14 protein-coding genes are annotated in these 19,888 nt (G+C 57.0%); 10 read left to right on the top strand and 4 right to left on the bottom strand.

Features of this window, described 5'->3' with window-relative positions; all coding sequences use genetic code 11:
* The first annotated feature begins 9 nt into the window (after positions 1-9).
* The 3 genes from J1782_RS24420 to J1782_RS24410 are packed head-to-tail and all read left to right on the top strand — an operon-like array spanning position 10 to position 4,356.
* The gene (locus tag J1782_RS24420) at positions 10-1,200 is read left to right on the top strand and encodes an HlyD family secretion protein (RefSeq protein ID WP_152326057.1); all 1,191 of its coding nucleotides are present in this window, start codon (positions 10-12) and stop codon (positions 1,198-1,200) included.
* Positions 1,197-2,765, top strand: a complete 1,569-nt coding sequence (locus J1782_RS24415) for a DHA2 family efflux MFS transporter permease subunit (RefSeq protein WP_152326056.1) — start codon at positions 1,197-1,199, stop codon at positions 2,763-2,765. The genes J1782_RS24420 and J1782_RS24415 overlap by 4 nt, the downstream gene beginning before the upstream one ends.
* Positions 2,749-4,356 (top strand): efflux transporter outer membrane subunit, encoded by a 1,608-nt coding sequence (locus J1782_RS24410; protein WP_217154074.1) that lies wholly within the window; start codon positions 2,749-2,751, stop codon positions 4,354-4,356. Before J1782_RS24415 ends, J1782_RS24410 begins: the two co-directional genes overlap by 17 nt.
* Positions 4,357-4,363: 7 nt before the next feature.
* On the opposite strand, the gene J1782_RS24405 is transcribed toward J1782_RS24410, so the two are convergent.
* Positions 4,364-5,305 carry an AraC family transcriptional regulator gene (locus tag J1782_RS24405; RefSeq protein WP_254303159.1) on the bottom strand — a complete coding sequence of 314 codons (942 nt, stop codon included), beginning with the start codon at positions 5,303-5,305 and terminating at the stop codon, positions 4,364-4,366.
* 159 nt (positions 5,306-5,464) lie between these two features.
* On the opposite strand from J1782_RS24405, the gene J1782_RS24400 reads away from it, so the two are divergent.
* The 7 genes from J1782_RS24400 (at position 5,465) to J1782_RS24370 (ending at position 14,119) form a co-directional block, all read left to right on the top strand.
* Positions 5,465-6,298, top strand: a complete 834-nt coding sequence (locus J1782_RS24400; RefSeq protein ID WP_208950821.1) for an oxidoreductase — start codon at positions 5,465-5,467, stop codon at positions 6,296-6,298.
* Positions 6,299-6,419: 121 nt separating this feature from the next.
* Positions 6,420-7,427: a magnesium/cobalt transporter CorA gene (gene corA, locus J1782_RS24395; protein ID WP_152326052.1), complete on the top strand. Its 1,008-nt coding sequence runs from the start codon at positions 6,420-6,422 to the stop codon at positions 7,425-7,427.
* A 175-nt stretch (positions 7,428-7,602) separates the two neighbouring features.
* Positions 7,603-8,022: a hypothetical protein gene (locus J1782_RS24390; protein WP_165057292.1), complete on the top strand. Its 420-nt coding sequence runs from the start codon at positions 7,603-7,605 to the stop codon at positions 8,020-8,022.
* Positions 8,023-8,197: 175 nt separating this feature from the next.
* Positions 8,198-8,455: a copper-binding protein gene (locus tag J1782_RS24385; protein ID WP_254303158.1), complete on the top strand. Its 258-nt coding sequence runs from the start codon at positions 8,198-8,200 to the stop codon at positions 8,453-8,455.
* 14 nt (positions 8,456-8,469) lie between these two features.
* Positions 8,470-9,723: a TolC family protein gene (locus J1782_RS24380; RefSeq protein ID WP_217154072.1), complete on the top strand. Its 1,254-nt coding sequence runs from the start codon at positions 8,470-8,472 to the stop codon at positions 9,721-9,723.
* On the top strand, positions 9,723-10,973 hold the full coding sequence (locus J1782_RS24375; protein WP_217154071.1) for an efflux RND transporter periplasmic adaptor subunit: 1,251 nt from the start codon (positions 9,723-9,725) through the stop codon (positions 10,971-10,973). The genes J1782_RS24380 and J1782_RS24375 overlap by 1 nt, the downstream gene beginning before the upstream one ends.
* A complete protein-coding gene (locus J1782_RS24370) occupies positions 10,970-14,119 on the top strand; it encodes an efflux RND transporter permease subunit (protein ID WP_217154070.1) in 3,150 nt (1,049 codons plus the stop codon). The genes J1782_RS24375 and J1782_RS24370 overlap by 4 nt, the downstream gene beginning before the upstream one ends.
* 600 nt (positions 14,120-14,719) lie before the next feature.
* Here the strand turns inward: J1782_RS24370 and J1782_RS24365 are convergent.
* The 3 genes from J1782_RS24365 to J1782_RS24355 all read right to left on the bottom strand — a co-directional run bounded on the left by J1782_RS24365 (position 14,720) and on the right by J1782_RS24355 (position 19,812).
* Positions 14,720-17,146 (bottom strand): DUF3772 domain-containing protein, encoded by a 2,427-nt coding sequence (locus J1782_RS24365; RefSeq protein ID WP_152326047.1) that lies wholly within the window; start codon positions 17,144-17,146, stop codon positions 14,720-14,722.
* Between the two features lie 166 nt (positions 17,147-17,312).
* On the bottom strand, positions 17,313-18,131 hold the full coding sequence (locus J1782_RS24360) for a hypothetical protein (protein ID WP_217154069.1): 819 nt from the start codon (positions 18,129-18,131) through the stop codon (positions 17,313-17,315).
* A gap of 22 nt (positions 18,132-18,153) precedes the next feature.
* On the bottom strand, positions 18,154-19,812 hold the full coding sequence (locus J1782_RS24355) for a multidrug ABC transporter permease/ATP-binding protein (protein WP_217154068.1): 1,659 nt from the start codon (positions 19,810-19,812) through the stop codon (positions 18,154-18,156).
* Positions 19,813-19,888 lie beyond the last annotated feature (76 nt).

Raw genomic sequence — 19,888 nt, 5'->3', positions numbered from 1 at the left:
AAGAGCACTATGACAAACGATAACAATGCAAAACCTTCCGCGTCAGATGACGCACGTTCCGAACAGTCAGAACTCGACTCCAGCCAGGTGAAATCAGGAGAAGGCCACACACAGGACAATAAATCTTCCCATAACGACGCCGGAGAACCGGACGAGAAACGCAAAGGCCCCGGCAAAAAGCCGCTGATTATTCTCGGTATTGTTGTAGTTGTCATGCTGGTCGTGGCGCTGGTCTGGTGGCTGATGACTAAAGATCAGATCAGCACCGACGATGCCTTTACCGAAGGCGACGCCGTGACCATCGCGCCGAAAATCGCCGGTTATGTCACTAATCTGGCGGTGAAAGATAACCAGTTTGTACATAAAGGCGATCTGCTGGTCGAAATCGATCCCCGTGATGCCACCGCGCAGCGCGATGCCGCGCAGGCGCAGCTTGGGCTGGCGGTTGCCCAACTGCATCAGGCGCAGGTTCAGTATGATCTGGCGAAAGTGCAGTATCCGGCGCAGCTGGCGCAGGCAAAGGCTCAGCAGACGCGTGCGGAAGCCAACTTACTTAACGCTACGGCAGATTTCCGTCGTCAGCGTGGTGTCGATCCGCGGGCGACCACGCAACAGAATATCGATACGTCCAACGCGCAGGTGCGTTCAGCCGCCGCAGACCTGGAAAATGCCAAAGCGCAGGTGCAGGTCGCCGCGCAGGTTCAGCTGAATATTCGTCAGGCCGAAACCAACGTTGAAGCCCGTCAGCAACAGGTTGAACAGGCCAAAGCGCAGCTCGAAAACGCCACACTGAATCTCTCGTATGCGCAGGTTCGCGCACCGTTCGACGGCTACGTCACCAAACGTAATGTGCAGCTCGGTACGCTGGTGCAGGCCGGTTCGTCGCTGTTCTCGGTGGTGTCGAAAGAGATCTGGATCGCCGCCAACTATAAAGAATCGCAGCTTGAGCGCATGCGTCCGGGCAATAAAGTTGAAATCACCGTTGATGCGTTCCCGGATATCAAACTTCATGGTCACGTCGACAGTATTCAGCAAGGCACCGGCTCACGCTTCTCGGCCTTCCCGGCCGAAAATGCCACCGGTAACTATGTGAAAATTGTGCAGCGCGTTCCGGTCAAAATCGTCATCGACAGCGGCCTGGATGAAAATCATCATCTGCCGCTCGGCCTGTCTGTTGAACCGACGGTGACCGTCGAATGAATGAAGATCGCAGCTACTGGAAACCCAAGGCCAATCCGTGGGCAGTTGCCGCCGTCGTAACCATTGCGGTGTTCATGGAAATCCTGGACACCACCATCGTTAACGTGGCGCTGCCGCACGTCGCCGGTTCGCTGTCCTCCAGTTATGACGAATCGACCTGGGTTTTAACGTCATATCTGGTGGCCAACGGCATTGTGTTGCCGATTTCCGCGTTCCTCAGCCGCGTGATGGGCCGCAAAACCTACTTTCTGATCTGTATCGCGATGTTTACCGTTTGCTCTTTCCTGTGCGGTATCGCCACTGAGCTGTGGCAGATGATTTTGTTCCGCGTGTTGCAGGGGTTCTTCGGCGGCGGTTTACAGCCGATCCAGCAATCGGTGCTGCTGGATTATTTCAAGCCGGAAGATCGCGGCAAGGCGTTTGGCCTTTCATCGATTGCCATCATCGTGGCCCCGGTTGTCGGGCCGACGCTCGGCGGTTACATCACCGATAATTTCAGCTGGCGCTGGGTGTTTCTCATCAACATTCCGGTGGGGATTATCGCCCTGCTGGCGATTTATCAGTTGCTGGAAGATCCGCCGTGGGAGCGTAAAGCCAAAGGCAAACTCAGTATTGATTACATCGGTATCGGGCTGATTGCGCTCGGGCTGGGCTGTTTGCAGGTCATGATGGACCGCGGTGAGGACGACGACTGGTTTAAATCCGGCTTCATCGTCACCTTTGCGGTGCTGGCGGCCACCGGCATTGTCGGCGCGATTTACTGGCTGCTTTATGCCAAAAAACCGGTGGTCGATCTGCGCTGTATGAAGGATAAAAACTTCGCGGTCGCCGGTTTACTGATGGCCGGTATGGCGATGATTTTGTACGGCAGTTCGGTGGTGATTCCGCAGCTGGCGCAACAACAGTTAGGCTATACCGCCACGCTCTCCGGGCTGGTGATGTCGCCCGGCGCGGTGCTGATTGTGTTGTCGATCCCGCTGGTGCTGAAACTGATGCCGATTGTGCAGACGCGTTACATCATTGCTTTCGGCTTCTTCCTGCTCGCCGCGTCGTTTATCTATTCTGCCACGCTGACGCCGGACGTCGATTTCACAACGCTGGTGATGTACCGCAGCGCGCAGTCGATCGGGCTGGGCTTCCTGTTTGTGCCGCTGACGACCATCGCGTTCATCACTATTCCGCAGCGGATGAACGCCGACGCCGCCGCGCTGTTTACCATGTTCCGTAACGTCGCAGGCTCGATCGGGATTTCGCTGGCAACGGCCGGTGTGACCGAACGAACGCAGGCACACAGCGCACACATGGTGCACAACATGTCGCCGCTGAATGAACAGTTTAATCAGGCCGTCAGCAAAAGTGCCGCCGCGATCCGCGATTTCGCCCACGTCGCCGGCGACCCGATGCAGCTCGCCACCGTGAAGATGTATCAGGAAATGATCTCGCAATCGCGCATCCTGGCTTACATCGATGTGTTCGGCTATTGCGCCATCGTCGCTGTTATTTTGATCCCATTTTGTTTCCTGCTTTCGCCGGTTAAGAGCGAAGGTAATGCCGGAGCACATTAAGTTGAATACGACCCGGAAGTTAAATAAGACCACGCTGTTTACCGTTTCGGCTCTCACGCTGGCGCTGGCGGGCTGCTCAGTGGGCCCTGATTACCAGAAACCGAATCCGGTCACGCCGGGCGCTTATAACGATATGACGAAGCCGAAAGACGCCGACGGCGCCTCTATCGCCCTGCCGTCAGAGCCGAATCCGTTATGGTGGAAAGCGTTTAACGACCCGCAGCTCGACAGCCTGATCACCCGTGCGATTGCCGGGAATATCTCCCTGCAACAGGCGGTGCTGCGCATTGCCGGTGCCCGCGAACAGGTCAAACAGGCTGAAGGCGCCTGGCTGCCGTCGGTTCAGGGCAGCGCGAAAGCCACGCGTCAGCAGCTTGGCCTGAAGGGCATTCTGGATTCCAGCGGGGCTTCACAGCAGCTGAACGATCTCAGCCCGGAAGCGTCCAGCGCCATTGATACGGCGACACGCCCGGTCAATCTGTATCAGGGAAGTTTCGATGCCAGCTGGGAGCTGGATCTATTTGGCGGCACGCGGCGTCAGGTTGAGGCCGCGAATGCGCAGACGCAGTCTTCCGTCGAACAGCGTAACGATGCGCTGGTGTCGCTGGAAGCCGAAGTCGCCCGCACGTATCTGCAACTCCGCGGTGCGCAAAGCGTGACGGCGGCGATTCAGACGCAAATCGACGTGGCGCAGCAGACGCTGGATCTCACGCAAAACCGCCAGAAGAACGGCCTTTCTCCACAGCTGGATGTCGAAAATGCCCGCGCACAGCTGGGTTCATTGCGCGCCCAGTTGCCGCAGTATCAGGCGCAGGAGCGTCAGGCGATGAACGGGCTGGCGGTTCTGCTCGGCCAGACGCCGGGGTCGCTGGATGCCGAACTGACCGCACCAAAACCGATGCCTGCCCTGCCCGCCGCCGTCCCGGTTGGCGTCCCGTCGCAGCTGGCGCGTCGTCGCCCGGACGTGCGTAAAGCCGAAGCCGATCTTCACGCGGCGACGGCCAATATCGGCGTCTCCGTCGCGCAGATGTTCCCGAGTATTTCCCTCACCGGTCAGTTCGGGATGCGTAACACTGACGTCAGTTATCTCGACAACTGGAGCAGCCATTTCTACTCCTTTGGCCCGCAGGTCACGCTGCCGATCTTCCAGGGCGGACGTCTGGTTTCCAGCGTGCATCTTTCCCGTGCGCAGCAGGCCAATGCCGCGCTGAACTATCGACAGACGGTGCTGACCGCGCTTCAGGACGTCGATAATGCGCTGGTGAATTACCGCACGGATCAGGATCAGGTGAACGGATTAGACCAGACGACCGAAGCGTTACAGACGGCGTTTGATCTCGCCAGCGACAGTTACCGTCAGGGACTTTCCACGTTCATCAACGTGCTCGACGCCCAGCGCCAGCTCGCGCAGGCGCATCAGCAATCCGCCGAAGCGAAAGTGAAAACCAGCACCGATCTGGTGTCACTGTACAAAGCCCTCGGCGGCGGCTGGGAGCCGTACCAGAACGTCGATTTACCGACCTACACCGTGTTTGGTCCGGCGGCAGCGACGGATGTGAAAGTCAAAACGACGTCGGGGATAACGCCGTAAAGGCGGTTTAATGTGACGAGATAAAATCCGAAGGCGTGACCGGGGCAGGTAAAGAAAAATTCAGCCTCATTCGCTCAACTTCGTTTACCGGCGTCAGCCCGAATAAACGTTTAAATTCGCGGCTGAACTGAGAAACGCTTTCGTAACCCACCTGCACACCCGCTGCTGAAGCCGTCAGATTATTGCGTAACATCAGTAATCTGGCCTGATGCAGACGGGTGGATTTCAGATACTGTATCGGCGACGTATCGGTAATGCTTTTGAAATGACTGTGGAAAGTCGGCAGGCTCATTCCCGCCTCTTTCGCCAGCGCATTCACATCCAGATGCGTAGCGTATTCTGTATGCAACTTTCGCAGCGCCTTCATCACTTTGCCGAACTGCCCCTGCATCCTCAGCGCACTGCGCAGCGCGCCGCCCTGCACACCGGTCATCACGCGATAATACAGTTCACGCAGCATCGCTTTTCCCAGAATTTCTGCATCCTGCGGGCACGCCATTATCTGTAAAAAACGCAATACGGACGCGCGCATAGCTTCATCCATCGGGCTGGACACCATACTTTTTGGCAATTCCACCGGCTGATACGGATATGCTTCCAGCTGCAACAAAATATCTGCCGCCAGGCTGAAATCGAGCCGCATGTAAATCGCCAGCATCGGCTCATCTTCACTGGCATCGGTTTCCATGGTAAACGGCACGGGCACCGCAACCATCAGATAATGCTGCGCATCATACAAATAGACATCATTCCCGAGAAATCCCCGTTTTCTTCCCTGCACCACAATCACAATTCCCGGCTCATATAAAACCGGCGTGCGCATCAGCGGGCGGTTCGAACGCAGAAAACGCACGTCGGGCAGAGACGTGAGATTGTAGCCCTCCCGCGGCGTCAGCTTATCGAGAAGCGCAACCATCTGACTCGTGGTTGCGGATAATGGGATTGTCATGTTTCCCCCGGAGGTGAACAGAAAAGTCACAACAGTGTGGCAGCGGGCGATATTCCCGTCCAGACGTCTCATAGGATCAGGCAAACATTCGAGAGGATCCGGGCTACGGATTTAACGCCCTGCGCCCTACTCTGGTTTCCCGTTACTGAGGAGCATTTTATGAGCCATTCAAAACTCTTTTTTATTACCGGCGTCAGCAGCGGCTTTGGCCGTGCGCTGGCAGAAGAAGCGCTGAAAGCCGGTCACCGTGTCGCTGGGACTTTGCGTAACCAGCAGGCCAAAGAAGAATTCGACGCGATTGCCCCTGGGCGAAGCTTTGGACATATCCACGACGTGACTGATTTTGCCGGCATTTCGGCGCTGGCGGAGGCCATTGAAAGCGAAACCGGCCCTGTCGATATCCTCGTCAATAATGCCGGATACGGACATGAAGGAATTATGGAAGAATCGCCGCTCAGCGAGGCGTTACACCAGTTTGACGTTAACGTGTTTGGCGCGGTGGCCGTAATCAAAGCGTTTCTGCCTTACTTTCGTGCCCGCCGCCGCGGCCATATTCTCAATATCACGTCCATGGGCGGCTTTATTACGATGCCGGGGATCAGCTATTACTGCGGCAGTAAGTTTGCATTACAGGGGATTTCCGAGACGCTGACCAAAGAGCTGAAACCTTTTAATATTGCCGTCACCGCCATTCAGCCGGGATCTTTTCGTACCGACTGGGCGGGACGTTCAATGGTGCGTTCACCTCGAAGCATTCCGGATTATGACGACACTTTCGGCCCGATCCGCGACACACGTGAAAAACGCAGCGGCCATCAGCCCGGCGATCCGCTGAAAGCCGCAGCGGCCATTTTGTCGCTGATTGACAGCCCTGCGCCACCGGCCTCATTGCTGCTGGGCAGCGATGCTGTCACGTATGTGAGGGAAAAACTGCTACAGATGAATGCGGATATTGATGCGTGGGAAACGCTCAGTCGCTCAACCGATGGCTGAAAAACCTTTTTCAGAATTCCCGATAAACGCATTTCCATCAGACTGCGCTATTCTGTTCAGACATTGAAAACAATCCTGCCTGCGGGCGGGATTTTCGTCTGAATAACAATCGGGTAAAAAAATGAACGACATTTCTAACGAAGATAAAAAACCCAGCTGCGATTCAGTAATCAACAGCGTTGCCTACCGTGACGGCAAGCGGTTGCAGGATGTCACCGTCGAAGACATCAGCGAAGTGCTGAAAGAGCCGGACACCTTTGTGTGGCTCGGTTTGTGGCAGCCGGAAGATGCGTACATGCGCAGTATTCAGGAGGAATTCGGGCTGCATGACCTGGCGATTGAAGATGCGCTGACCGCCCATCAGCGGCCGAAAATCGAGCAGTACGGCGAGTCGCTGTTTATTGTCACGCACACCGCGCAAAAGGTGAATGAAACGATCGAGTACGGCGAAACGCATCTGTTTCTCGGCAAAAATTTCCTGATCACCATCCGCCACGGCGCGTCGTCAAGCTACAAGCAAATCCGCAAACACGCCGAAGAACGCCCGGACATGATGAGCAAGGGACCGGCTTACGCGCTGTATTGCGTGCTCGATTCCATCGTTGATAACTATCTGGAAATTCTGCACCGCTACACCGAAGAGTTCGACGCCATCGAAAAGCTGATGTTCCAGAACACGTTTAACCAGCAAGCCGTGCAGCAGGTGTATAAACTGCGCCGCGATCTGCTCTCGCTGCGCAACGCCGCCGTGCCGATGGAGGATATCTGTAACCAGCTCAGCCACCATTATGAAGAACTGATGCCGAAAAGCCTGCGTGCCTATGTGCGTGACGTGCAGGATCACGCGAATCAGGTGATCCGTACCACTGACGATATGCGCGAAATGCTCTCGAACGCCATGCACGTGAATCTGGCGCTGGTGTCGGTGCATCAGAATGAAGTGGTGCAACGTCTCGCGGGCTGGGGGGCAATTCTGGCGATCCCGACCGTGGTATTCAGCCTGTACGGCATGAACTTTAAAAACATGCCGGAGCTGGACGACTGGTGGGGATATCCGGTCACGCTGGGTGTCACGATCGCCGGTTGTGCATGGTTATACTGGAAACTCAAAAAATCGGGCTGGCTCTGATATTATCACCTGAAGCCACACGTTAATTAACATGCGAATAACAGAAGCCGCTGTTATTCGCTCTCTTTAATTATCCTGACAAATTTACCGCAGACTTATTCTATTTCCCCTTCCCTCTGTGCGTTATTTCCTTATATACTCCTTCGCATCTTTCCTTTACGGAAATAACCTTAATATGTCAGTGCGTTCCGCGATTTCACAGTTTATGCATTCACTGCGCTTGCCCGGCAAGCGGATCAGTGCGTTGCTGTTCGCCTTGTGCTGGCTGCTGTTGAATTCTCAGCTGGCCCTCGCCAGCCATCAGTGCGACATGCGCCCGCCGGTAGAAAACACCACGATGTCGCACAATGAATATATGCAAATGCCTGATTCACCTGAGCATATGCAAAGTCAGTCAGTGCTGTGTGAAAAGCACTGCGTACCGGAAAGAACCCAGACAGACAACGGAAATGTGCCCATTTTAGCGCTTCCGGTTGTCCCGGCACTCGCCGTCATTACCCTCGATGCCAGCGTGGCGGTCACCACCGCCGACTGGGTAGCTCCACAAGTCACAGCCCCCCCTGCTGAAGTTCAGTTCTGCCGATACCGGGAATAGCCCCTGCTGTCAGAGGATGCATCTCCTTGCATCTGAATAATCTTATTTATCTGCCGTAATAACGGCTTTTATCTGATATGACAGTATTGGAGTTATTCCCATGCGTACAATTTTAAATAGTTTTGTCTTTAGTCTTTTCTTTATTTCCGCTTATTCCTTTGCAGAAACGATGCAAATGGATGGCCACACTATGGCGATGGAAAACGTTCAGACCTATGAATCTGAAGGTGTGATCACGCAATGGGAATCCGACCGCGTGGGAATTTCTCATCACGCCATTCCTGCCCTTAAATGGCCCGCCATGACCATGAATTTCCGGTTACCACCGGAAATCGCCGCGAACTCCCTGCCCGCCGGTACGCCGGTGGCGTTCAGCTTTGTCAAAACGGACACGGCTTATCAGTTACTAACGCTGACACCGCTGAAACGCTGAACGGGAGAAACACCATGTTGAATTTACCGCGTCACCCTTGGTTGACGTGGCACTGGCTGCTGGCTTTTATGCCGGTCAGCGCCTTTGCCACACCCGTTTCTCTTCCGCAGGCGCTGGTGGCCGCGCAGGGATATTCGGCTGAGCTTTCTGCCAGCCGCCATCAGATTAACGCGCTGGAAAACCGGGCGGATTCCGCCATGCAATTGCCGGATCCGAAGCTGAAATTCGGGATTGAAAACCTGCCCGTCGGCGGCAGTAACGACCAGCGTTTCACCCGCGAAGGCATGACCATGGAGCGGATTGGCATCATGCAGGATTACGTGAGCAGCAGTAAGCGCGAGCGTAAGGCCGGTACATTGCGCGCCGAATCCCGGCAGGCGGCGGCGAACGGCCAGAGCATTCGTGCTCAGCTACAGCGCGATACAGCGCAGGCCTGGATGGAACTGGCCATTGGCAATGAAACCGTAAAGCAGCTGAAGGCGCTGGTGGATGAAAGTCAGCGGCAAATTGGCGTGCAGCGCGGCGGCGTCAGCAGTGGCAGCGCCTTGCCTGCGTCGGTCCTCGACGCACGTCTGACGCTCCTCAGCATGCAGGATAAACTCACCGAAGCCGGACGCGACGTGCAGCTGGCACGCACCCGGCTGAGCCAGCTGACCGGCATCGATCAGCCCGAAATTCTCGGTGCCATTCCGCCGGTCAGCGAACTGCCCGCCGAAGCCACGCAGGCCGACAGCATCAGCCAGCATCCTGAAATTCTCCAGGCGCGGCGCGAGGCGGAAGTGGCGCAGGCAAAATCGTCAGAATCAGCGATTGCCGCACTGCCGGATATCGGCGTTGAAGTCTATTACGGTCGCCGCGCCGACAATTATGACGACCTCGCGGGCGTGATGGTCACCGTTGATTTGCCGCTGTTTACCGCATCACGTCAGGACAAAGATCACGCCGCCGATCAGTCGATGGCTATGGAAAGTAATGACCGGCTGGCGCAGCTCATCCGCACGCATCAGACGCAACTGACCACGCTGCTCGCGCAATATCAGGCGGCCAATACCCTGTGGCAGCGGCAGAAAAATGATGTTGTTCCGCTGCAACAACAACGCGTCAGCGTGATTCAGGCGCAATACCGCGCCGGAAAAAGCAGCCTGAATGACGTACTGGAAGCCCGCCGCAGCCTGCTCGACAGCCAGATTACCCAGCGGAATGCCGAACTGGACGTCGCCCGCTATTGGGTCGCCCTGCGCTATCTGGCACCTCAGGAGAAAAACTGATGACTACCGTTAAAACTTACGGCCTGCTGGCGCTTTGCGTCGTGGCCGCGCTGGCCGTGGGTTACCAGGCCGGACGTTATAATCCACCTGCTGAATCAAAAACGGCGACTGCGCCTGCCGGACGAAAAGTGTTGTACTGGTACGACCCGATGACGCCGGATCAGCGTTTTGATAAACCGGGCAAATCGCCGTTTATGGATATGGATCTGATGCCCCGTTACGCCGACGAAGTGGCCGACGACGGCGGCGTTACGGTCAGCGCCCGTCAGCAGCAGAATCTCGGAATGCGCAGCGCGAAAGTTGAGCGCCGCGTCATTTCCTCCCCGCTGAATGTTTACGGCACGGTCACAGCCGACGAACGCAGCCTGCGCACGGTGGCAGCCCGCGCAGGCGGTCTGGTGGAAAAACTCTACGTTGCCGCCAGCCAGCAACAGGTGAAAAAAGGTCAGAAACTGGCGACGTTGTGGATCCCCGACTGGACCGCCGCGCAGCAGGAATATCTGGCGGTGCGTCAGCTCGGTGACCGCAGCCTGAGCGCCGCCGCCCGCCAGCGTCTGGCACTGCAATTTATGCCGGAGGATATTCTCAGACGTATCGATAAAACCGGCCAGCCACAGACGCGCATTGACGTCGTGGCACCGGAAGACGGATATCTCAGCCAGCTGAGTGTGCGCGAAGGCGCGCAGGTGGCCGCCGCGCAGCCGTTGTTTGAGCTGACCAGCCTGAAACAGGTGTGGATTGTGATGGATTATCCGCCGTCCGCCGCCGGGCAGGTTCAGGTCGGCAGCCGGGTCAGCGGCAACAGCGACAGCCAGCCGGGCGACGTATTTCGCGGCGTGGTCAGTGAATTACTGCCCGATGCCGACGCCGTCAACCGCACGCTGAAAGCCCGCGTGGTGATTGATAATCCGCAGCAAAAGCTGCGCCCCGGCATGTATCTCACCCTGACGCTGGATGCACCGGCACAAACGCCGGTGCTGGCAATCCCGCAGGAAGCGCTGATTCAGACCGGCACCCGCAATACCGTGTTGCTCGACGACGGCAACGGGCATTTCACGCCGCAGACGGTCACCGCAGGGGCAACGCGCGACGGCTGGACGCAAATCCTTTCCGGCCTCAGCGAAGGCCAATCTGTCGTGACCTCCGGCCAGTTCCTGATTGATTCAGAAGCCAGCCTGCGCAGCGCGCTCCCCGCCGCTGCCGGTGCTGAAACCACGCCAGACGCGCATCAGCACGGGAGCCATTTATGATTGCCACCGTGATCCGCTGGTCGCTGCGCAACCGGCTTCTGGTGCTGCTCGCCGCCCTGATGATGGCGGGCTGGGGCATCTGGTCTTTACAAAAAGCCCCGCTCGACGCCCTGCCGGATCTCTCCGACGTACAGGTGATCGTGCGCGTCAGTTATCCGGGCAAAGCGCCGCAAATCATTGAAGATCAGGTGACGTATCCGCTGACCACCACTTTGCTGTCGGTGCCCGGCGCGAAAACCGTGCGCGGCTTTTCGATGTTCGGCGATGCCTACGTTTATGTGCTGTTTGATGACGGCACTGAGCCATACTGGGCGCGCTCCCGCGTACTGGAATACCTCAGCCAGGTGCAGTCCTCGCTGCCACCGGGTGCAAAAGCATCGCTGGGGCCAGATGCTACCGGCGTCGGCTGGATTTATGAATACGCGCTGGTCGATAAAACCGGGAAACACAGCCTGGAACAGCTGCGGGCGTTACAGGACTGGACGTTGCGTTACGACCTCAAAACGGTGCCCAACGTTTCTGAAGTTGCCAGCATCGGCGGCATGGTGCGACAGTATCAGGTGGTCGCCGACCCGCAGCGGATGCGCGCACGCGGCGTGACGCATCAGCAACTGGTCAGCGCCCTGCAAAGCGCTAATCAGGAAAGCAGCGGATCGCTTCTGGAAATGGGCGAAGCCGAATATATGGTGCGCACCTCCGGTTACCTGAAAAGTCTGGGCGATTTCAACAACGTGGTCGTGGCCGTTAACAGCGGAATTCCTGTGCTGCTTTCTGACGTCGCAACCGTGCGCACCGGCCCGGAACTGCGGCGCGGCGTAGCGGAACTCAACGGTGAAGGCGAAGTGGCGGGCGGCGTTATCGTCATGCGCTCGGGCAAAAATGCGCTGGAAACCCTGAAAGCGGTAAAAGTTCGCCTGAACGCCCTGGCCCGCACGCTGCCCGCCGGTGTGGAAATCGTGCCGGTGTATGACCGCCAGCCGCTGATCGAACACGCCGTCGAAACGCTGTCGCACAAACTGGTGGAAGAGTTCATCGTCGTGGCGGTGGTCTGCGCACTGTTTCTGTTCCACTTCCGCTCGGCGCTGGTGGCGATCATTACGCTGCCTCTCGGCATTCTCGGCGCGTTTATCGTCATGCATTATCAGGGCGTCAGCGCCAATATTATGTCGCTCGGCGGCATTGCGATTGCCATCGGTGCGATGGTGGACGCCGCAATCGTAATGATTGAAAACATGCACAAAGTGCTCGAACAATGGCGGCATGATCACCCCGGCCTGAAGCCGACATCCGCGGATTACTGGCAGGTTTCTGAACGGGCTGCCATCGAAGTCGGGCCTGCGCTGTTTTGCAGTTTGCTGATCATCACGCTGTCGTTTATTCCGGTGTTTTCGCTCGAAGCGCAGGAAGGCCGGATGTTCTCGCCGCTGGCGTTTACCAAAACCTACGCCATGGCCGTTTCCGCCGGCCTTGGGATCACGCTGGTACCGGTGCTGATGGGCTATTTTATTCGCGGCAAAATCCCGGATGAAAATGCCAGCCCGATCAACCGCTGGCTCATCAGCGCTTACCAGCCGGTGCTTTCTGCGGTGCTGAAACGCCCGAAAACCACGCTGGTATGCAGCGGCCTGTTTTTGCTGGTATCGCTTTATCCGCTGTCAAAACTGGGCAGTGAATTTATGCCGCCGCTCGACGAAGGCGATTTGCTGTATATGCCGTCCACGCTGCCGGGGATTTCCGCCCGCGAAGCGTCGAGATTATTACAGCAAACCGACCGGCTGATCAAAACCGTGCCGGAAGTCGCCAGCGTGTTTGGCAAGGCCGGACGCGCCGACAGCGCCACCGACCCCGCGCCGCTGACCATGATTGAAACCACGATCCGCTTCAAACCGCGCGACCAGTGGCGGCCCGGCATGACGCCCGACAAACTGGTGACGGAGCTGGATAACGCGGTGAAATTACCGGGCATTGCCAACGTCTGGGTGCCACCCATTCGCAACCGGCTGGACATGCTGGCGACCGGCATTAAAAGCCCGGTGGGGATTAAGGTGAACGGTAATAATATCGCGCAAATTGAGCAGGTGGCGCAGCAAATCGAGCATATCGTGAAGCAGGTTCCCGGCGTGACGTCGGCGCTGGCCGAGCGTCTCGAGGGCGGCCGCTACGTGGACATCGACATCAACCGGCGTGAAGCTGCGCGTTACGGTGTCACGGTTGCCGAATTGCAGTCACTGGTTTCAACGCTGGTCGGGGGCGAAAATATCGGTGAAACGCTGGAAGGCCGCGAACGGTATCCGATCAACCTGCGTTATCCGCGTGAACTGCGTGACAACGTGCAGGCGCTGCGTGATCTGCCGGTGCTGACCGCGTCCGGCGCCCAGGTGCCACTGTCAGCGCTGGCTTCGGTCAATGTCACCGACGGGCCGCCGATGCTGAAAAGTGAAAACGCGCGCTTGTCAGACTGGATTTATGTCGATTTGCGCGGACGTGACCTGAAATCTGCGGTGGAAGATATGCAGCAGGCGGTGAATCAGCAGGTGAAATTACCGGAAGGCGTCACCGTCAGCTGGTCGGGACAATTTGAGTATCTGGAACGTGCGACGGCAAAGCTGAAAATCGTCCTGCCGGTCACGCTTCTCATCATTTTTGTCCTGCTCTATGTCACCTTCAGCAGCGTGCGCGATGCGGCACTGATCATGGCGACGCTGCCGTTTGCGCTGACCGGCGGGATCTGGCTGCTGTATCTGCTTAATTACAATCTCTCCGTCGCCGCCGCCGTCGGCTTTATCGCGCTGGCCGGCGTCGCCGCTGAGTTCGGCGTAATTATGGTGCTGTATCTGAATCAGGCCGTGCAGCGCCAGCAAAAATCCGGCCAGTCGCTGACCGAGGAAGAACTCTGTGACGCTATCCACCACGGCGCGGTTCTGCGCGTCCGGCCAAAAGCCATGACAGTTGCGACGATTATGGCGGGATTACTGCCCATCATGTGGGGCGGCGGCACCGGTTCAGAGGTCATGCAACGTATCGCTGCGCCGATGATTGGGGGGATGCTGAGTGCGCCGTTGTTATCGATGCTGGTAATACCGGCGGTGTATTTGCTGTTGCATCGGAGGAGACGTGGGAAAACTTCGGTTTCTCACTTGCAGTGAGGTGCTGATAGCGGATCGGGAAGATTTCGGTTTCTCATGTGCAGTGCTCACCTGACGCACTGCGCCGAAACCGCCCAAAGGAGGAAAGTGCTTTTCCTCCTTTGGATTCCTCCTCGCTTTTTTACTTCGCGCTTCGCCCGCTGGCCATGTTTCAGTTACCTCTGTGACAGGCTGGAAATCTTGCCGCTGCGCGGTGCCTTCATTTCTGGATTGCAGCCTCAGGCCCGCAACCTCTCATTCAGCAAGCTTTCTGAAACGCCCGCAGGATCTTAAATTCAAAAAAACGATGATTTTAGTCTTTTAGAAAAGTTGATTGGCGTGCTCAAAATTCAGCTGAACGGAGCGGCTTCGAGACCTATGGCTCGAAGACCGAGAGAAGGCAGTGCGAAGCACCTGGATTTGCGCCAATCACCAATGTGCCGGAACATGTCCATCGTCCCGGCGATAGCGCGCAGTGAGGAAGCGTGGGAGTCCAGAGGGCGCGCGCTTACGCGTCCTCTGGGCCAGTTTGGGCGGCGAGCCCAAGGTGTTGAATTTGAATTCGAATTCGAATTTGAAGTTGAAGTTAAAACGGCAAGTGGGACCGTAATCCCACCCCAGTCACTCCTCTAACGGAGCAGCCCTCTCCGCCGGTTTTTCCAAAATCATCGTCTGAGTCTGACTGAGACTGATCCCCGCTGCACGCAGCATTTTGAGGATTTCATACAACAAATCACTCCGCGTCCCGCTCACAATGCGCGGGCTGCTCACGTAGCCGGTCACGCTCAGGATGATGCCGGTCGGTCCCAGTTCTTTAAAGCTGACGGACGCCGCAGGCGTATCGAGGATTTGTTCGTGCGCATTGTAAGCGTCGAGCAGCAAACTGCGTACCTGTTCCGGGTCGATGTCGAGCGGGAATGTCAGCGCGATGGTCGCCACGCCCTGCGCGTTACCCATAGTGGCGTTACGCACGTTCTGAGAAATCAGCTGGGAGTTCGGCACAATCACGGTGGATTTATCGCTGAGCTGGATTTCAGTCGCACGGACGTTGATCCGGCGGATATCCCCTTCCACGCCGCTGATGCTGATTAAGTCGCCTACCTTCACCGGACGCTCGGTCAGCAGGATCAGGCCGGAGATAAAGTTCTTCACAATCTCCTGCAAGCCAAAACCGATACCGACCGACAAGGCGCTCACGATCCACGCCAGTTTGTTCCATTCGATACCCAGTGACGACAGCGTCAGCAGGATGATCAGTACGTAACCGACGTTGGTAAAGAGCGTCACCAGAGAGGCGCGCATCCCGCGATCCATCATGGTTTTCGGCAGGAAATCATTATCCAGCCAGCGACGGGCGGAACGCAGGACGTACCAGCCGATCACCAGACACAGCACCGCGTTTACCGCGTGCGCCGGAATAATGTTGACCCCTTCGAGACCTTTACCGCCCCAGATATCGACAATTTTCGCCAGCAATTCCAGCGGTGTCGTGGAGCCGAACGTCCCGTTGAGCAGTGCAACGGCGGCAAACAACAGCAGCGCGGTTTTCCCGATGGCCGAGAACAGCGTGGCCGCCAGCGACAGATGGCGGTCATTGACGCTCAGGGTGCTTTTGATGATTTTGCCGCTGTGCGTACCCGGCGCGAACAGGCTTTCGAAGAAATCCACCACGAAGTGGATCAGCAGATACAGGCAGCTCAGCACCAGCCCGATCCACAGCAGTTCGAAGGTGACGAAACGCGCCAGCGGGATATAACCAATCAGCAGCGCGAGCATGATAACGACAGCGGTAATGCTGATCACCAGATGGATCAACCCGGCCAGCGTGGAGCGGGCCTCGGTTTGCTCGCCGTCGGCTTTCATTTTACGGCGCATTCTGTTGACGCGAACCGGCGCAATCAGGCAGTTCAGCGCCACCAGTAACGCAGCCAGACCGTTACCGAATAACGTTGCGGCAACGCTGGCACCGACCAGGTTATTCAGTTGCTCGATAATGCCGAACAGGAAAATAAAGGTCGCCAGCAGCACCGGAAACGAGGCCAGCGTTTTGGCCAGCGGATCGGCAATGCCCGGCAAGCGCCAGGACGGATGGTTGTTCGACAGCAGCGCAATCCCCAGCCCGGCAATCAGCGCGGAGAAGTACGTCAGCTCGACCAGCTGTTCGGCGAACTCATTCACCCACGCGGAGGTATCCGGCAGACGGGTAAAGATGTAACCGATGAGCTGAACGCTGAAACCCAGCGTAAGGGTGGTGCTCAGCGTGGTGAAACAGGCGAGGAAACTGCGGCGGAAGCGGCCCTGCGGCAACCAGCGCGGGAGGATCCAGTTCATCGGTTTATCCAGCACGCGGCGGCCAAAAATGCCCAGTACCAGTGCCAGCAGGAGATAAATGCCCGAGCCGGCGCGCCATTCCGGGCTCCACGCCTGCGTCCAGGCATCGCTCACCTGCGAGCCAAAATCGCTGAAGCGTGCAGAATCGTCATCGTTAGGCTTGAACAACGGTGCCCAGAAATTCCCGCCCAGAATGCTGCCGGTGTTCAGGGCAATCTGGGTTTTCAGCGCGTCACGGCGCAGCCCGGAAATCTGTGAAGACAGGTTCCGCGCGCCCACGCCGATGGCTTTGGTCTGTTCAATCTGCGTGGTGAGAAGGGTTTTGCTGTTGTTGAGTTTATTACGCTGGCTGATCACCTGAGGCGTTTCGGTCAGCGTACCTGGCGCAGGCGCGGGGCCAAGGACATCGAGCTGTGCCTGAACCTGCGTCAGATCGGGCGCGAGCGCCGCCGCCAGTTTATCGGCGTCTTCGGCCAGTGCCTGCGCGGCATCGGTCAGGCCGGTGAATTTTTTATCTGTTTTCGCCGAAGAGACCTGCTGTTTCAGCTGATCCAGACGTTTTTGCAACGCCGGCAGCGCGGTGCTGGCGTTAATTTTGACCGGCTGTTCGGCGGCAGATTGACCGGTGCTGTCATCGGCCTGACTCAGCGCAGGCGTTAACAGCAGACATGACAACAATGCCAGTAACAAAAACGGCACTCTAAACATTTTTTGCATAGAAGGATGGTTCCGGGAGCTCGTTATTTTTTACGAAACAAAAGTGTTTTAGATGAACGGCGTAAGAATACCCTTTCCTGTTAAGAAGAATAGTAGGGATTGTCTGTTTATGTTGCCGTCAGGCCGCGCCGGGCTGCACGTTCAGACGCGCAGCCCGGCGGGAAATTCAGGGTTTCGCACCCAGCATCTGTCGCAAGATTGCCGCCGAGTCTGCCGGTTGCAGTGCAAGAATACCGGAATACAGGCTGATGGAAATCTCGCAAACTTTCTCGCGATCGACGTCCGGCTGGGTCAGGTCGCTGAACATCTGCAACTGCTCGCCGTACATGTTGCCCAGCGCCTCACGCACCGGTGCCATCATGGCGATCACGCGTTCAGTGCTGACCGCTGCGGGTTGTTCAGTCTGCCCGCTGCCGGTCGCCAGAAGCAGGTCATTCATGGTATTGAGATCTTTTTGGAACAGCTCCGGCGGCAGAACCTGCGCGGTATTAATACCACCGCTGACCTGCGGATACAGGAACTTAAAGCAGCTGCCGTCCTTGCGCGCCTGCAAGGTTTGCATCTCTTCCAGATTCACCTGCATCGCCTCGTTCACGTTGGCATCCGGCGCATGGCTGATGCGCTGTGTCAGCAACACGGAGACCATCGGTTTCACCGTATTAATGGCGTCCTGCTGCGATTTACCTTCCTTGCGAAGCTTGAGAATATTGCTGCGAATCTGCGCATAGAGCGCCGGTTCCTGCGCTTTTATCGTGGTGTAAAGCGGCAGTTCAGCCAGCGCCTGATCGACCTTTTGCTCTTCACTGTTGCTGACAAGATGCGGCTTTACGACCGCGCTCCACAGCAGATTGCCACCGATAAACAGCACCAGAAACACGATCACCGCAGGCACACGGCTCAGCACGCCTTTTTTATATAGCAGGCCGATCAGTAAGCCTGTTACGACGGCACTGACGCCCCACACCACCCCTTCAGTCCAGTTCATTCCTGTTCCTTTTTATAAACGGTTAAAGACCGATTTGTGCGACCGCATCACGGCTGGCGTCGGCGCGCTCCTGCCCGTGCAGTTCTTTCAGTTTGCCCTGACGCATTTCCAGCAAACGATCGGCGTGTTCAAAATAGTGGTCATCGTGGCTGATTGCCAGCACGGTTTTGCCCATATCGCGCAATTGTGGCAGCAGTTCGCGGTAGAACGTCCGGCGGAATTGCGGATCCTGATCTGCCGCCCATTCGTCGAGCAGCAGGAAGTCGCGCCCTTCGGCCGCCGCCAGCAGTAAGGCCACGCGTTTTCGCTGTCCGGCGGAAAGCTGAAGGTTGGTCACTTCGTTGCCGGTGAACTGAAGTTTTTCTTTCATATTCAGGCGTTGCAGCCAGTCTTCCACCAGCAGCGGATCCGGCTGTTTGCCCTCCGGGCCGATAAGCTGGCCGAACAGGTGGAAATCGGTAAAGACCGCCGAGAAAAGCTGGCGATACTGTTCGGCGTTTTCCGCCGTGACCGGCACACCGTCCAGCAGGATTTGCCCGGAGCGCGGCTGATACAGCCCGGTCAGCAACATCGCCAGGGTGGATTTTCCGCTGCCGTTACCGCCAATCAGGAAGACCAGCTCGCCACGGGAAATCCGGAGGTTCAGCGGCCCGATACCAAAACCCGCCCCTTCTTCTTTTCCGGCATAGCTGAACGTCAGGTCATGCAACTCCAGCGTCTGCCATTTTTTCGCAGCAACCGCAGGCGTGAATGCGTCATGGTGTTCGGCCAGTTTCAGCGCTTTCAGTTTGCCAAAAGCCACCTGCGCGCTGAGCAGCGTCGGCAATGCGCCCACGGCCTGCAACATCGGCGTACGCAGAAACAGCAGCGTCAGCGAATAGGTCGCAGCGACGTCCGTATTCGACCAGCCGAGCGTGTTCGCCATGAAAAACACCAGGCCAATCGCGCCCAGCATCATAATATTCGACCAGTTCACGGCGCTGAGATGGAAGGTATCGGCGCGGATAATATGATGGCGGTATTCTTCGGCGTCCTTGCGGTAGACGTCGTCAAAAAGATGGCGCGCACGTTCGCGGTTCAGCGCCAGCTCTTTGCGCCCTTCAATCACTTTCTGGTAATCCGTTTGCAGCTTGTCTTCGGCATCACGCACTTTCGCCAGATGGCGGTAAACGTGTGAGACCAGTTTGAAACCACCGAAAATGGTGATCAGCAGCCAGATAACGGTGACCAGCAGCATTTCCGGGGAAAGCCAGGCCAGATAGCCCGCACAGCCGATGGTCAGAATGATGCCCTGCACCAGTTCCGGTAAACGCACGAAGGCCAGCGTGATATTGCGGATGTCGCTGCCGAGGCTGGCGAGCAGTTGCGCATTACCGATTTGCTCGATGCGTTCGATGTCCGTATCCAGAATACGTTTGATGAATTGCCCGCGCAGGCGGTAGATAAAGTGGTGTCCGAGCACGGTGAGCGCCAGCTGAGAGCCGAGCGTAACAGCCATCAGCAGCAGTAATAATCCGAGAAACTGCGGCAAAACCATCAGGGAACCCTGCGTAGTTTCAATCAATTTAAGATTGATGAACGCGATCAGGCAGATGCCCAGTACGGCGCTGAGCAGACTCAGCGCCATTACGCCTAAAAACGGCCAGCGATATTGTTTAAATACAACGCGTAACAACTCCATGAATTGGTCTCATTCTGAATGCAGGGGAATAATGCTGCACGCAGTTTAATGACACACCTTGTCATATCAAGAACAA

Source organism: Rahnella sp. BCC 1045, from assembly GCF_019049615.1.
Classification (GTDB): Bacteria; Pseudomonadota; Gammaproteobacteria; order Enterobacterales; family Enterobacteriaceae; genus Rahnella; species Rahnella contaminans.
This window is presented reverse-complemented; position numbering and strand designations above follow the sequence as displayed.